The sequence below is a fragment of the Litorivivens lipolytica genome (assembly GCF_014191715.1).
Lineage (GTDB): Bacteria > Pseudomonadota > Gammaproteobacteria > Pseudomonadales > Spongiibacteraceae > Litorivivens > Litorivivens lipolytica.
In genome coordinates this window covers 348,574-363,502 of sequence record NZ_JACHWY010000002.1, presented here as the reverse complement: position 1 = coordinate 363,502, position 14,929 = coordinate 348,574, and the positions used below count along the sequence as shown (strand labels likewise).

The 14,929-nt window shown below is 57.8% G+C and carries 17 protein-coding genes; 11 read left to right on the top strand and 6 right to left on the bottom strand.

Going from position 1 to position 14,929, the window contains the following annotated elements; genetic code table 11:
• The first annotated feature begins 44 nt into the window (after positions 1–44).
• Positions 45–2,516: a penicillin-binding protein 1A gene (locus FHR99_RS10100; protein ID WP_183410528.1), complete on the top strand. Its 2,472-nt coding sequence runs from the start codon at positions 45–47 to the stop codon at positions 2,514–2,516.
• A 110-nt stretch (positions 2,517–2,626) separates the two neighbouring features.
• Here the strand turns inward: FHR99_RS10100 and radA are convergent, their stop codons facing one another.
• Complete coding sequence (radA, locus tag FHR99_RS10095; RefSeq protein ID WP_183410527.1) at positions 2,627–3,991, bottom strand: DNA repair protein RadA; 1,365 nt, start codon at positions 3,989–3,991, stop codon at positions 2,627–2,629.
• A gap of 116 nt (positions 3,992–4,107) precedes the next feature.
• Here radA and FHR99_RS10090 point away from each other — a divergent pair, with 116 nt between their 5' ends.
• From FHR99_RS10090 to tatC, 10 genes are all read left to right on the top strand, one after another.
• Positions 4,108–5,250 carry a DnaT-like ssDNA-binding domain-containing protein gene (locus tag FHR99_RS10090; protein ID WP_183410526.1) on the top strand — a complete coding sequence of 381 codons (1,143 nt, stop codon included), beginning with the start codon at positions 4,108–4,110 and terminating at the stop codon, positions 5,248–5,250.
• Positions 5,147–5,827 (top strand): replication protein P, encoded by a 681-nt coding sequence (locus tag FHR99_RS10085; protein ID WP_183410525.1) that lies wholly within the window; start codon positions 5,147–5,149, stop codon positions 5,825–5,827. The genes FHR99_RS10090 and FHR99_RS10085 overlap by 104 nt, the downstream gene beginning before the upstream one ends.
• A gap of 103 nt (positions 5,828–5,930) precedes the next feature.
• A complete protein-coding gene (gene ubiE / locus FHR99_RS10080; protein WP_183410524.1) occupies positions 5,931–6,680 on the top strand; it encodes a bifunctional demethylmenaquinone methyltransferase/2-methoxy-6-polyprenyl-1,4-benzoquinol methylase UbiE in 750 nt (249 codons plus the stop codon).
• On the top strand, positions 6,677–7,300 hold the full coding sequence (locus tag FHR99_RS10075; RefSeq protein WP_183410523.1) for a ubiquinone biosynthesis accessory factor UbiJ: 624 nt from the start codon (positions 6,677–6,679) through the stop codon (positions 7,298–7,300). Before ubiE ends, FHR99_RS10075 begins: the two co-directional genes overlap by 4 nt.
• 6 nt (positions 7,301–7,306) lie before the next feature.
• Positions 7,307–8,914 carry a ubiquinone biosynthesis regulatory protein kinase UbiB gene (gene ubiB, locus FHR99_RS10070; protein WP_183410522.1) on the top strand — a complete coding sequence of 536 codons (1,608 nt, stop codon included), beginning with the start codon at positions 7,307–7,309 and terminating at the stop codon, positions 8,912–8,914.
• Positions 8,915–8,978: 64 nt separating this feature from the next.
• The gene (gene hisI / locus FHR99_RS10065) at positions 8,979–9,380 is read left to right on the top strand and encodes a phosphoribosyl-AMP cyclohydrolase (RefSeq protein ID WP_183410521.1); all 402 of its coding nucleotides are present in this window, start codon (positions 8,979–8,981) and stop codon (positions 9,378–9,380) included.
• 6 nt (positions 9,381–9,386) lie between these two features.
• Positions 9,387–9,719: a phosphoribosyl-ATP diphosphatase gene (locus FHR99_RS10060; RefSeq protein WP_183410520.1), complete on the top strand. Its 333-nt coding sequence runs from the start codon at positions 9,387–9,389 to the stop codon at positions 9,717–9,719.
• A 21-nt stretch (positions 9,720–9,740) separates the two neighbouring features.
• Entirely contained in the window at positions 9,741–9,968 is a 228-nt protein-coding gene (gene tatA, locus FHR99_RS10055) for a twin-arginine translocase TatA/TatE family subunit (RefSeq protein ID WP_183410519.1), read from the top strand.
• A 23-nt stretch (positions 9,969–9,991) separates the two neighbouring features.
• Positions 9,992–10,405, top strand: a complete 414-nt coding sequence (gene tatB / locus FHR99_RS10050; RefSeq protein ID WP_183410518.1) for a Sec-independent protein translocase protein TatB — start codon at positions 9,992–9,994, stop codon at positions 10,403–10,405.
• On the top strand, positions 10,402–11,154 hold the full coding sequence (gene tatC, locus FHR99_RS10045; RefSeq protein ID WP_183410517.1) for a twin-arginine translocase subunit TatC: 753 nt from the start codon (positions 10,402–10,404) through the stop codon (positions 11,152–11,154). The genes tatB and tatC overlap by 4 nt, the downstream gene beginning before the upstream one ends.
• Here tatC and dnaB read toward each other — a convergent pair.
• From dnaB to rpsF, 5 genes are all read right to left on the bottom strand, one after another.
• On the bottom strand, positions 11,151–12,554 hold the full coding sequence (gene dnaB, locus FHR99_RS10040; RefSeq protein WP_183410516.1) for a replicative DNA helicase: 1,404 nt from the start codon (positions 12,552–12,554) through the stop codon (positions 11,151–11,153). The two genes, tatC and dnaB, sit on opposite strands and share 4 nt — an antisense overlap.
• A 162-nt stretch (positions 12,555–12,716) precedes the next feature.
• On the bottom strand, positions 12,717–13,166 hold the full coding sequence (gene rplI / locus FHR99_RS10035; RefSeq protein ID WP_183410515.1) for a 50S ribosomal protein L9: 450 nt from the start codon (positions 13,164–13,166) through the stop codon (positions 12,717–12,719).
• Positions 13,167–13,187: 21 nt separating this feature from the next.
• The gene (locus FHR99_RS10030; protein ID WP_183410514.1) at positions 13,188–14,036 is read right to left on the bottom strand and encodes a hypothetical protein; all 849 of its coding nucleotides are present in this window, start codon (positions 14,034–14,036) and stop codon (positions 13,188–13,190) included.
• A 32-nt stretch (positions 14,037–14,068) separates the two neighbouring features.
• Positions 14,069–14,296, bottom strand: coding sequence for a 30S ribosomal protein S18 (rpsR, locus tag FHR99_RS10025; protein ID WP_183410513.1), 228 nt, complete (start codon positions 14,294–14,296; stop codon positions 14,069–14,071).
• A 26-nt stretch (positions 14,297–14,322) separates the two neighbouring features.
• A complete protein-coding gene (gene rpsF, locus FHR99_RS10020) occupies positions 14,323–14,763 on the bottom strand; it encodes a 30S ribosomal protein S6 (protein ID WP_183410512.1) in 441 nt (146 codons plus the stop codon).
• Positions 14,764–14,929 lie beyond the last annotated feature (166 nt).

Below are 14,929 nucleotides of genomic sequence, written 5' to 3'. Positions count from 1 at the left end.
GCGCCGATTCGCGAACCGAGCCTCACTATAACCACAGGGTCAGAATGTCTAAATTTATCCTGCTACGGCGAGTACTTACACACTCTATTCTAGTACTCGCAGCCGGCGCAGTTGCCGGTTTTGCCGCCATTTTCATTTATCTCACCCCGAAACTGCCGGATGTCGATACCCTGCGCGATATTCGCCTGCAAACCCCGCTGCGAATCTACAGTCGGGATCAGAAGCTGATCGGCGAATTTGGTGAAAAGAAGAGAACACCGCTGGATTTCGAGGACATCCCACCGCTTTTTATACAGGCCTTCCTCGCTGCGGAGGATGACCGCTTTTACGAACATCATGGCGTAGATATCGGTGGCTTGCTGCGAGCGGCGTCACAATTGATTGTCAGCGGCGAAATTCAGACCGGTGGCAGCACCATTACCATGCAGGTGGCAAAGAACTACTTCCTGACCCAGGAAAGAACTTTTTCCAGAAAATTCAATGAGATATTCCTCGCCATCAAGATTGAACGGGCCCTGACTAAAGAGGAAATCCTCGAGCTTTACCTCAACAAGATCTTCCTCGGCAACCACGCCTACGGTGTTGAGGCCGCGGCCGGGGTCTACTACGACAAGCATGTAGGGGAGCTGACACTGGCCCAGATGGCAATGATTGCGGGCCTGCCCAAAGCTCCCTCGGCCTACAACCCGCTGGTTAACGCGACCCGGGCAAAGTCCCGCCGTGACTGGATTCTGGGGCGCATGCTAAGCCTCGGTTATATCGACGAAAACGCCTATAAAGAAGCCAGACTAAGCGAAATCTCAGCCAGCTACTACGGCAGCAAGCTGCAAGCCGACGCCGCCTATGTCTCGGAGATGATTCGCCGCGACATGATCCGCCGCTTCGGCCCGGATGCCTACACCGAGGGCTATCGCGCCTACACCACCATCGACAGCGAGCTTCAGAACAGCGCCAACGAAGCCGTCATCAACGGGGTCAGCGAATACGACAAGCGCCATGGCTACCGAGGCCCAGAACAGAAGTGGGCGCTCACAACCCCGCTGGATCGCGAGCACTGGCAGAGAGAGCTACGCCGCGTCGGCAGCGTCGGCCGGTGGGAACCGGCACTGGTGCTGACAGTAGAAGACAAAAGCGTGACCTGCCTGATGCGCGACGGCACCGAAATCGAACTTCAGTGGGAAGATGGCCTGTCAGACGCCCGCCCCTACATTAATGAAGACAGCCGCGGCCAGGCACCGGAAACGGCTGCCGACATTCTCACCCGTGGCGACGTCATCCGCGTTGCCGCCGAACCCGGCAAGCGCTGGCAACTGTCGCAATTGCCCGCGGTTCAGGCTTCTCTGGTATCGATGGATGCAGAAACCGGGGCCATTGTCAGCCTGGTGGGCGGCTACGACTATCAGCACAGCAGCTTTAACCGGGTCACTCAGGCTAACCGGCAGCCCGGCTCGAACTTCAAGCCCTTTGTCTACGCGGCCGCGCTGGAAAACGGTGCCACCGCCGCTACGGTGATTAACGACGCGCCCATTGTGTTTGACGACCAGCAACTGGAAAGCACTTGGCGCCCAACCAACGACAGCGGCAAATTCTACGGCCCGACCCGGCTGCGCAAAGCGCTTTATAACTCCCGCAACCTGGTGTCGATTCGCCTGCTGCGCTCTACCGGCATTGGCAAAACGATTGACTATGTGACCCGTTTCGGCTTCCGCGAATCACAACTGCCTCGCGATCTGTCGCTAGCCTTGGGCAGCCTGTCAGCCACCCCGCTGGATGTGGTAACAGGCTATACGGTCTTCGCCAACGGTGGCTACCGGGTCAAACCCTTTGTGCTGGAGCGAATCGAAGACCGCGACGGCAACATTCTTTATCAGGCGGAACACCCTGTTGTGTGTCGACCCTGCGAAGAGGAAGTGACGTTCGGGCCAGATCAGATTCACGTGGGCGACGAACCCTTCTTTGAAGAGGCCACCAACCTTGAAGCCATTCTCAAGGAAGCGGAAGGCCCACAGCATCCCAATGCCGAACGCATCGTTGAAGAACGCGTCGCCTATATCATGGACAGCATCCTCAAGGACGTTATCCGCTACGGTACCGGACGCCGCGCACGCAAACTGGGTCGCAGTGATCTGGCCGGCAAAACCGGCACCACCAACGGCCCCACCGATGCCTGGTTTTCCGGCTATGGCTCAGGCATAGCCACCACCGCGTGGGTTGGCTTCGATGACAACCAGAATCTAGGTAAACGCGAGTACGGCGGCTCCGTCGCTCTGCCTATCTGGATGGAATACATGGAAGACGCCCTCAAGGGTAAACCAGAGCAGCACATGAAGCAGCCCGCCGGCATCGCCACCGTTCGGATTGATCCGGATAGCGGCAAGCTGGCCGCACCCGGCCAAAGCAATGCCATTTTTGAAATCTTCCGGGCAGAGAATGTGCCGGATTCCGAGACCGTTGAAGGGCCTAGTTATAGCCCGGGGAATGGGCCTGCTGATACTTCGCTAGAGGAAATTTTTTAATACTGGATTTCGGAGTGTTCATAGATTGGGGCTCCGAATCCGGCCAGCAGCAGGTTGGGGGTATCGAATCGGACATCGCCGAGCCGTATTTAGTACTCCAAAAACTCAGCCTAAATAGCATCCAAAGCCTGAGCCAAAGTATCCACGGCAACCACCGTCATCCCCTCAAGCGCCTTACGCGGCCGATTACCGCTCGGCACAATCGCGCGCTTAAACCCATGCTTCGCCGCTTCCTGCAAACGCTCCTGCCCACTGGGCACCGGACGAATTTCCCCGGAAAGCCCCACCTCCCCAAACACCACCAGATCTTCAGGCAAAGGCCGATCCCGGAAGCTGGACACAATCGCCAACAGCAAGGCCAGATCCGCGCTGGTCTCCAGCACTTTCACGCCGCCGACTACATTTACAAAGACATCCTGATCACCCACCTGCAAACCGCCGTGGCGATGCAAGACCGCCAGCAACATGGCCAAGCGGTTCTGCTCCAAACCAACCGCAACCCGGCGCGGATGCCCCACCGAGCTGCTATCGACCAGCGCCTGAATCTCGACCAGCAGGGGCCGGGTTCCCTCCCAGACCACCATGACCACACTGCCCGAGGCCGGCTCACTCTGGCGGTTAAGGAAAATCGCCGAAGGGTTTTTGACTTCTTTCAAACCCAGCTCGGTCATGGCAAATACACCCAGTTCATTCACCGCGCCAAAGCGGTTTTTCTGACCACGCAGGGTGCGAAAACGGGTATCGCTGCTACCCTCCAGCATGATGGAACAATCGATCATATGCTCCAGCACCTTCGGCCCCGCCAGCGAGCCTTCCTTCGTCACATGACCCACCAGCAGTACGATGGTGTTGCTCTGTTTGGCAAAGCGCGTCAACGCCGCCGCACACTCACGCACCTGAGAAACACTGCCGGGCGCAGAAGTCACGCCGTCGCTGTGCAGAACCTGCACCGAATCCACCACCATCACCTGCGGGCGCTGGCGGGCGGCGTGAGAGAGGATGGCTTCCAGCTGGGTTTCTGAAAGCAGCTGCAGCTTGTCGGCCTTCAGCTCCAGTCGCTTGGCGCGCATGGCCACCTGCTGCAGGGACTCCTCACCAGTTACATACAGGGCCGGCACTGACTGGGCCAGCCGACACAAAGTCTGTAGCAACAGGGTGCTTTTGCCGGCGCCGGGATGACCGCCAATCAATACCGCCGAGCCCGGCACCAGCCCGCCGCCCAACACCCGGTCAAATTCCGAGGAGCCGCTGTGGATACGCGGCAGATCCTCGAGGTTGATGGAGTCCAGCGTCTGTACTTCACTGGCGGCGGCTCCGGCATAACCCACGGCGCGCGGCGCCGACTTACCTGCCGCCGGGCCCAGCTTGATCTCCGTCAGCGTATTCCATTCACCGCAGTCGTGGCATTGCCCCTGCCACTTACTGTATTCATTGCCGCATTCATTGCAGACAAAGGCGGATTTCTGTTTAGCCATGCTGGGGATTACATCCTTTTATTCTGAACCGGTTATTTCAACGACCCGGAACCGGGCGCAAATCCGGCTTGGCCCAGACCGGCGCCGGACCGTACAATGTCCGGCTTACTTTCATAATGTCAGCGCCCATCGTGATTGAACGCCCGCTTATCGTTTCGCCCACACTTGCTGCGACCATTGGTCTGCACGAGGCTATTGTGCTGCAGCTGCTGACCGAGTGGGCGCAGTTGCACGGTGGCGAGGAAAGCTGGCAGCTTATCGACAAAGCCCAGCTGCAACAATTATTGCCGTTCTGGAATCAGCAGGAAATCGAAAAAATTCTGCTGCAACTTCAGTCACAGGGCGTGGTCTCGCTGGGCAGCGCCCTGAACAGCAATGCGCGCAATATCCGCTTTACCCTAAACGCCCGGCAAAGCGCAAACTCTCCGCCCCCCAGAAACACACGCCGAACAGAACCTGCGCGAACACAGACGTCGCCTCCATCCAATGGCCGCGACGGCAGTGCCCGCCCTATCGACAGCGACTGGCAGCCGGACAAGGAAAGTATTAATTACCTGACCCAGTTTCATGGCGTTGACCCTGCCTTTATCGAAGGGCTGGTACCGGAATTTATCAGCCACTGGCGCGAGAAAGGCAACGCCCGGGCATCCTGGAATAGCACCTTCACCCAACATGTGGCCAAACGCTGGAAGAAGCATCAGTACGACCAGCAGGAGTTGGCCCAAACCATGCCCATCAGCCCGGACTGGCAGCCCAGCCAGGACGCACTGGAAATTCTGGAGCGCGCCGACATCGACCGCAGCTTTATCGAGGATGCGGTCCCCGAGTTTGTGCTTTACTGGCGCGAGAGCGGCCACCGCGATCGGCGCTGGAATACCCGTTTTATCGAGCATGTGCGCCGGCAGTGGGCCCACTACACCAACGCCATCGAATTCGACACCGAACCCCGCCAGATTCCCGCCAACTGGCAACCGGGCGAGGCCGTGTTCGACATTCTGCGCATGGCCAATATCGATCAGGAGTTCGCCCGCCAACTGTTGCCCGAGTTTCGACTCTACTGGCAAGATAGTCGACAGTTGCAGCGCTCCTGGAACAGTAAATTTCTACAGCACGTAAAGTATCAGTGGGCGCAGCGCCACCGCATGGGAGACTACAATGCAGGACAGCAAAACGCTGACGGAAAACCTCAGTCGGAAGCTGAAAAGCTCTTCCACAAACTCACCGACCGCAGCTGGGCGAGCGGGCTCCGCAGCAAGTGACGCCGAGCAGCCGATAACCGACGGCCATATCGACGCCATTAACCAGCTGTTCACCGAGTTGGAGCTTGCTTATCACAACCAGTTTCACAAGGCCTTTCCCGGCGACAAGGCCAATGTGGCCAAGCAACTGTGGCTGCACAGCTTGCTGGACTTGAGCCCGGAAGAAATCCTGCGCGGCGGTCGTCGCAGCATCAAAGAGAGCGCCTACCTGCCGACGCTGCACACTATTCGCGAACTGAGCCGCCCGAGCCTCAGGGATTTTGGTCTGCCAGATACCCACAGTGCCTATCTGGAAGCCTGCCGCGCACCGTCGCCGAAGGCGGCTTACAACTGGAGTCATCCCGCGGTCTACCACGCAGGCCGTGCAGCCGATTGGTTTTTCCTCGCCAACAACCCGGAGCGCGCTGCCTTTCCGGTTTTTCGCGAGCATTATGAGCGATTCTGCGAGCGCGTGATTGAGGGCGAGGAACTGACCCAGCCCGACACGCCGGCCCTGCCGCAGGAAAGCACCACCCCGCTGTCACTGGACGAGCGCCGGCAGAAACTGGCGGAACTGCGCCGGGAACTCGATCTCTAGCCACCGAAAAGCCTTTAGCCACATCAGCGAAAGTTATACATAGCCACCCGGCGAGGCTACAATAACGCCCCGCAAATCAATCAACTGAATCGCTGGATGGCCCATGGCAGAGGACAACAAGACCCATTTCGGATTTCGCTCGGTAGACTCCTCGGAGAAAGCCGGCCTGGTCGCGGGCGTGTTTCACTCCGTCGCCTCCCGCTACGATCTGATGAACGACCTGATGTCCGGCGGCATTCACAGGGTCTGGAAGCGCTTTACCATTGAGCTGTCCGGCGTGCGCCGCGGCCACAGAGTACTCGACATCGCCGGCGGTACCGGCGATCTAGCCGCCAAATTCAGCCGCATTGTTGGCGAAACCGGCGAAGTAGTGCTGGCCGACATCAACAGTTCCATGCTCGAGGTTGGCCGCGAAAAGCTGACCGACAAAGGCATTGTCGGCAATATGCGCTACGTACAGGCCAACGCCGAATGTTTGCCCTTTCCCGACAACCATTTTGACTGCCTGACCATTGCCTTTGGCCTGCGCAACGTCACCGACAAGGACGCGGCCCTGCGCTCCATGCACCGGGTGCTTAAACCCGGCGGTCGCTGTCTGGTACTGGAATTTTCCAAACCCACCAGTGACGTGGTCAGCAAACTCTACGATCAATATTCCTTTTCAGTCCTGCCGCGCATGGGGCAGTTGGTCGCCGGGGACAGCGAAAGCTACCGCTACCTCGCCGAAAGTATTCGCATGCACCCGGATCAGGAAACCCTCAAGGGCATGATGGATGAGGCCGGTTTTGTGAACACCAGCTACTACAACATGACCGGCGGTATCGTCGCCCTGCACCGGGGCATCAAGGCATGAGACTGCCCGCCCCGGCGCTGGCCGCGCTGGAAAGTCTGATCAACCGGGCTCTCGATCTCGACGAGGCAACCCGCGAGCGCTTGAAACCCCTGCATGGCAAAAGTTTTACCCTGAACTGCACCAGCCCGGCATTCTCGCTGACGCTCTGTATCGGCGAGCAGGTACTGCTGGTAGAAGAAAGCAGCACCGCGGCGACAACCACGCTGACTGGCAGTTGGGATGAATTCAGTAAGATCGCTCTGGCCGACGACCCCGCCGCGGCCCTGATCAATGGCAATGTGCGTGTCGATGGCGATACCGCCCGGGTGGTTGAACTGCGCGAAATACTAAGCCAGCTCGATGTCGATTGGGAGGCCCCCTTGGCCCGCCTGATCGGCGATGTGGCGGCTCACCAGATTGGGCGCACCCTGCGCCAAGGCAGCCGCTGGGCGGCGCAAGCCTTTGGCGCCTTCCGACGCCAGGCCAGTGAATTTGTGCGCGAGGAAAGTCAGTGGGTGCCTCACCCGATTCAGGTCGAAGACTTTTATCGCGATCTGGAAGACCTGAGCCAACGCACCGAGCGCCTCGAAGCCAAGCTGCGCCAACTGCGTCAGCGCCTGCAACCCGACCCCGCCGAGTAACGCCCCTTGTTTGGATTCCGCCGCCTGCTCACCATCCTGTCGATTGCCGCGCGCTTTCGCCTGGACCAGTTGATCGATATTACTCGCCTGCCCACGTGGTTGTGTCTGCTGTTGCGCTTTGGACCCTGGCGTTTATTTCCGGCACCGAAAGCCAGCCGCGGCGAACGCCTGCGTTTGGCGCTCGAATCGCTAGGCCCGGTATTTATCAAATTTGGTCAGCAGCTCTCCACCCGGCGCGATCTGCTCCCCGACGATATCGCCGAAGAGCTCGCCAAGCTGCAGGATCAGGTGCCTCCCTTTGGCAACGAGCAGGCACGACAGATCATTGAAGTCGCACTCGGCAAACCGGTCGGCGAACTGTTCGCCCGCTTTGATCAAGCGCCCCTGGCATCCGCCTCCGTTGCACAGGTACACGCTGCGCAATTGAAAGACGGCCGCGAGGTGGTGGTTAAAGTCATTCGCCCGGGCATTCAGCGCACCATCGAGAAAGACATCCAGCTGCTCTACACCATCGCTCGACTGGTGCACCGCTACGTGCCAGATGGCCGCCGCCTGCGCCCGCTGGAAGTGGTCGAAGACTACGAACTGACCATCCTCGACGAGTTGGATCTGCAACGGGAAGGCGCCAACACCTCACAACTGCGGCGTAATTTTGCGGACTCGGAACTGCTCTACGTACCCGAAGTTTTCTGGGACTACACCCGCCGCACCGTGCTGGTCATGGAACGCATTGAAGGCATCCCGGTCACCGATGTCGCCGAACTCGCCGCCCAGAACACGGATATGAAAAAGCTCGCTGAGCGCGGCGTGGAAATCTTTTTTACTCAGGTATTCCGCGACAGCTTTTTTCATGCGGACATGCACCCCGGCAATATTTTCGTATCGCGCAAGCATCCGGAATCGCCCCAGTACATCGCTATCGACTGCGCGATTATTGGCAGCCTCAGCGATTCCGATCAGTACTATCTGGCGCGCAATCTGCTGGCCATCTTTCAACGCAATTACCGTGAGGTGGCCGAGCTGCATATCGAATGCGGCTGGGTGCCACCCAATACCCGCGTCCACGAATTTGAATCGGCGATTCGCAGCGTATGTGAACCGGTGTTTGAAAAACCGCTGGCGGAAATTTCTTTTGGCCAGTTGCTGGTGTATCTGTTTTCTACTGCCCGCCGCTTTGAAATGGAAGTACAGCCCTCGCTGGTCCTGCTGCAAAAGACCCTGCTGAATATTGAGGGCCTCGGCCGTCAGCTCTACCCCGACCTGAACCTGTGGGATACCGCCAAGCCCTTTCTCGAGCATTGGTTGCGCGACCGCTATTCGCCTCAGAGCATGCTAAAGCGGGTCAGCCACAGACTGCCCGGCTGGCTGGAGCAATTGCCTAACCTGCCAGAACATCTACTGGAAGGCCCACGCCACCCGATTGAATTTCGCAACAACAACACCGATGTCGAACGACTGGAAAAGCGGCTGGACGAAAGTAAGCGTCAGCATCGCTGGCAACTGGCCGGGGTGATCCTCATTGGCGCCGCGATTGCACAGCCTGCGCTCGCCTCACTCCCTCCCTTGTCGCTGGCACTGGCGGCAGCCGGAATCGCTATTCTCTGCCTTTCTTAGCGATAAACAGCGTGGTCGCCAGCGGCGCAGCCGTGTCATAATGCGCGGATTAGCAAGGTGAGATATGGACAGCACAGACACAGACAATTGGCTGGATCAGGTCGCGTTCAATAGCGATGGACTGGTTCCGGCAATCGCACAGGACGCTGCCACTGGCCGCGTACTCATGATGGCCTGGATGAACCGGGAATCACTGGCGCTGACCGCAGAAAGCGGCAAGGCCGTGTACTGGTCGCGCTCTCGCAGCCAGCTCTGGCGCAAGGGCGAATCCTCCGGACACGAGCAGCTGGTTGAGAAAATTCAGCTCGACTGCGACGGCGACACCCTCGTGCTGCATGTGACCCAGAAAGGCGGCATCGCCTGCCACACTGGCCGGGAAAGCTGTTTCTTCCTGACCCTCAATGACGGGCAATGGGACACCACAGAAGACGTGCTCAAAGACCCGAAACATATTTATCAGAAATAAACGACTATGAATGACAGCGTACTGGAACAGCTCGATCGCGTATTGGCGGCTCGCAAAACGGCGGCCGATCCAGAAGCCTCTTATGTGGCCAGCCTGCACGCCAAGGGTCTGAACAAGATTCTGGAAAAAGTCGGCGAAGAAGCCACCGAAACCATTCTGGCGGCAAAAGATGCATCTGATGAAACATCGCGCGCCGAGCTGATCGGTGAAACGGCTGATTTGTGGTTCCACAGTCTGGTGATGCTGTCACATTTGAATTTAAGTTACCGCGAGGTTCTGCAGGAACTGGAACGTCGCTTTGATCTCTCCGGGCACGACGAAAAAGCGTCCCGGCAATAAATCCGCAGTGAGGAATGGACTATGGGATTTGGCATTAAAGAACTGATCGTCATCCTGATTATCGTACTACTGCTGTTTGGCACCAAAAAGCTCAAGGGCATCGGCACAGATCTGGGCGGCGCCATCAAAGGCTTCAAGAAAAGCATGGCCGATGACGACAAAAAAGACGATTCGGTAGAGCAAGTCGAAGAAAAGCCTGCCGCTGAACAAACCACCGTAGTCAACGAGCAGAAAGATAAGTCTGTTTAACGCTATTCTGTTAAGGCTTCAGCATGTTCGACATCGGCTTTGCAGAATTGGTACTGATCTTTGTGGTTGGCCTGCTGGTGCTCGGCCCGGAGCGCTTGCCCGGCGCCGTGCGCACGGTCTCTTTGTGGCTGGGCCGTTTGCGACGCAGCTTTACCGCCTTGAAAAATGAGATCGAGCGCGAAGTCGGTGCCGACGAGATCAAGCGCCAGTTGCATAACGAGTCGATTATGGCGAACCTCAAGGAAACCGAAAACTCTCTAAAAGAGAGCTTCAGTTCCGCCGAGGAAGAATTTCGCACGGCGCAAAAAGATCTGCAGTCACTGGAATACGATATCAGTGATGTCGTGAAACCCCAGCCAACCAAACAGACCGAGAAACCTTCGGCGGACAAGCAACAAAACCCCGACCTCCCGGAACAAGATCGCAAATCCTCATGACCACCAGCGCTGAAGACGATACCGGCCAACCGCTGGTACAACACCTGACTGAACTACGCGATCGTTTGCTGCGTAGCATCCTGGTCATACTGGTTTTTGCGGTTGCGCTGATGGCCTTTGCCAACGATATCTACGCCTTTGTGGCGCAACCGCTGACCCGCTACCTGCCGGAAGGCAGCAGCATGATCGCCACCGAGGTAGCCTCCACCTTCCTGACACCATTCAAACTGGTCATGGTAGTGAGCGTCTGCCTCGCCATGCCGGTGATCCTGCAACAGATCTGGGGCTTTGTGGCGCCCGGCATGTACAAACACGAAAAGCGCATTGCCCTGCCCTTGTTAGTATCCAGCATTATTCTGTTCTACGCCGGGCTGGCCTTCGCCTATTACGCGGTATTTCCGCTGGTCTTTGGGTTTTTCAGCAGCGTAGTGCCTGAAGGCGTCGCCTACACCCCGGACATCAGCCGCTTTCTGGATACCGCACTGAAGCTCTTTATGGCCTTCGGGATCGCCTTTGAAATCCCGATTGCGACAGTACTACTGATCTGGAGCGGCGCTGTAGAGCGGGAATCTCTCAAACAGAAACGCCCTTACGTGATTGTCGGCTGCTTTGTTATTGCCATGCTGCTGACACCGCCCGACATTTTTTCCCAATGTCTGCTGGCGGTGCCCATGTGGCTATTGTTTGAGGCCGGGATTTTCTTCAGCCAGTTTCTTGGCAAGCGCGAGGAAACCACAGAAGACAATTAGTAATCGTCTTCGTAGCCGGTAAAGGCGAGATTGTCGAAGCGGGTGTATTTGCCGATAAAGGCCAGGCGCGCGGTACCGATGGGGCCGTTCCGCTGCTTGCCGATAATGATCTCCGCCACCCCTTTCTGATCGGTCTCTTCGTTGTAGACCTCGTCGCGGTAAATAAACATGATCACGTCGGCATCCTGCTCGATGGCGCCTGATTCCCGCAGATCCGAGTTCACCGGCCGTTTATTCGGCCGTTGTTCCAGCGCCCGGTTCAGCTGTGACAGAGCCACCACCGGGCAATTGAATTCCTTGGCGATACCTTTCAAAGAGCGCGAGATTTCTGAAATCTCCGCGGTTCGCCCCTCGCCACTGCGCCCGGCCACCTGCATCAGCTGCAGGTAATCGAGCATGATCATGCCAATATCGCCGTGCTCACGGGCGATTTTGCGGGTGCGCGAGCGCACTTCCGTCGGCGTCAGCGCCGGGGTATCGTCGATAAACAGCGGCCGGTCTTTAAGCTTGTTTACGGCTGCACTGAGCTTGGGCCAGTCTTCCTGATCCAGCTTACCGGTGCGCACCTTGGTCTGATCGATACGACCGATGGAGGACAGCATCCGCATCATCAGCTGCTCGGCGGGCATCTCCATACTGAATACGACCGTGGGCCGGTCGTCATTCAACACCGCATGCTCTACCAGATTCATGGCGAAGGTGGTTTTACCCATCGAGGGTCGCGCCGCAACAATGACCAGATCCGACTTCTGCAAACCGGAGGTCATATCGTCCAGCTCGTTAAAGCCGGTGCTCAGCCCCGTTAACGCCTCGTCACTGCGAAACAGTTCATCGATCCGGTCAACGGCCTTGCTCAGCAGCGGATTGACCGCCTGCGGACCACCCTCTTTCGGGCGATCCTCGCTGATCTGCATGATCTCGCGCTCGGCGGCGTCCAGCAGGTCGGCACTGTTACGGCCGTCCGGATGAAAACCGCTGTCGGCGATGCGCTGGGCAGCCTCGATCAGCGAGCGCAGAGTGGCGCGTTCGCGCACCACTTCGGCGTAGGCGCGGATATTCGCAACCGCCGGGGTATTCCCCGCCAGTTCAGCCAGATAGGCAATACCACCGCAGTCTTCGAGCTGGTCGCTCTTATCAAGTGCTTCTGCCAGCGTCACCACATCGATGGGCTGCTCGGCCTCGATCAACGCGGCCATTTTGGCGTAGATATGACGGTGGCGAGGCTGGAAGAAATCCGTCTCGGTAACCAGATCGGCTACCGTGTCCCAGGCTTCACCGCGAATCAGCAGGCCGCCCAGCACTGACTGCTCTGCCTCCAGAGAATGCGGAGGCAGTTTCAGGTTGGCCACATCGAACTCTTCGAAGGGTGGCGGGGCGTCGTCGTAGGATTCGCTCTGCATGGGGCTGTTTATTGGAATTGGCCGGACATTTTGGGGGAATTCACGGCAAAAAAAAAGCACCCGCGCACGGATGCTTTCCGAAAAACCGACGCACCAGCGTCGGCTTATCTCATATTGCAGCGTTGTTTCAAGCTACTCGGAAGCAGCCTGAATCAGCAATGCTTACTCTGCAACTACGATCAGCTTGATGCTGGTAGTCACTTCAGGGTGCAGCTTGAGGTCGATGTCGTATTCGCCAACTTCGCGAATCACACCTTCCGGCAGCAGAACTTCAGCCTTCACGACTTCGCTGTTGCTGGCCTTGCTGACCGCTTCGGCGATATCACGCGTACCGATAGAACCGAACAGTTTGCCTTCGTCACCAGCGTTGGCTTCGATAGTAACAACCAGCTCGCTCAGAGACTCTGCGCGTTTCTCGGCAGCGGCCTGCTTGGCAGCAGCAGCGGCTTCCAGCTCGGCGCGGCGAGTTTCGAACTCCTTGATGTTCTCTTCGGTGGCGGGAACCGCTTTACCGAAGGGAATCAGGAAGTTGCGGCCATAGCCGGACTTCACATTGACCTGGTCGCCCAGTTCGCCCAGCTTGCCTACGTTTTCCAGCAAAATGACTTGCATGATTTCGTCCTCTGTTCGCGCTTACCCGCCGCTGCTGCGGACCGGCAAACGCTTTCTCACATCAATAAAACTGTCTGTCACGGCCAGCAGCTGTACCAGCCAGCGCAGGGGCAGCAACATCGCCCACAACACATAAAATACGGTCAACGCTCCAACACCCAGGCCGAATCGGGCCGCCAGAGCATGTACCAGACCAAAACCCGCGACGGTCAGCGGTACTTGCAGCACCATCGCCCAGTTTGCCCATTCGCCACTGCTGACCAGCAGCACTATCCCAACAAACAGACCGATAACGGCTGCCTGCGGCAAGCGCAGACTGTGAAACTCACTGCGAAAGCCGCCCGGATTGTAAAGCATCGCCTGCCACCAGCGACCCAGCACCAGACTCAGTACCACCGTCCAGGCATTGATCATGCCGACCATGCCAGCGATGTCGGTGGCATTGAGCACCGGCATCTCCACCTGCGGGTTGCTTGCTCTGACTTGCTCGGCCAATTGGGCCAGCATGTCGGCAATCTGCTGGGACTGCTCCACTGCGACGGTATTCATCAGCAGCGCCAGTACCAACCCCGCGGCACTGATCACCAGCAGAGCCAGTGGCCAGTGGCCTACGCGCAAGGCGCAGGCTGCGACGTACACTCCCACCAAGGTGGTGAGTGGGCCGAGATCACTACCCTGAAGGGCAATCACCCCGGCGGGCAATAAGGTCCAGGCCAGTAGATAAGCGCCTTGCGTACTGCCTTTGCGCAGTGTTACCAAAGCCACTGCGGCGGCGCCTATCCAGGCAAAAAACACAGTCCCTACCGCCAACACAGACACAGCTACCGCCTGTGTGCGCCCTCTCATGATGAATTCGGCCAGAGCGCGCATGGAGTTAGGGTTAGTCCTTAACGGAAGACCGCTTACTTGTGGCCGTCAGTGTAAGGAAGCAGCGCCAGGTAACGTGCGCGCTTGACCGCAGTGGCCAGCTGACGCTGATACTTGGCTTTAGTACCAGTAATGCGACTGGGAACAATCTTACCAGTCTCAGAAATGTAGGCTTTCAGGGTGTCCAGATCTTTGTAGTCGATCTGATCAACACCTTCCGCTGTGAAGCGGCAAAATTTGCGACGACGGAAAAAACGTGCCATGTCTTACTCTCCCAAACTGTCCGCTATTACTCGTCAGCTTCTGCTGTCGATTTCTCGTCTGAAGACTCATTGATGTCATCAGAGTTGTTGTCGCTGTCATCACGACGCGGGCGATCACCACCACGACCACGACGGTCACGGCTTTCTTTCTCGGCCTTCATGATGGGCGACTCTTCGGTCACGGCGTCATCGCAACGGATAATCATGTCGCGCAGAACCGCGTCGTTGAAGCGGAAGTTGGTACGCAGTTCTTCCATAGCTTCAGCGGAAGCTTCCACGTTCATCAGAACGTAGTGGGCTTTGTGGATTTTCTCGATGGGGTACGCAAGCTGACGACGGCCCCAATCTTCCAGACGGTGAACCTTGCCGCCGTCCTTCTCGATAGTCTGGGTATAACGCTCGATCATACCCGGAACCTGCTCGCTCTGGTCCGGATGGACCATGAACACAACTTCATAGTGACGCATATGCATCTCCTTATGGGTTAAGCCACCCGTTTTCGCCAACCAACTGCTGGCAAGCCACGGTGTGACAAGGAGGCCGACGCCTTTGCGGGCGGCGGCAGAAAATAAAGACGCGGGATTTTAGGCAAGTGGCGCCGCGGTTGCAAGCGAAATCGGCTGAATTTTGGCC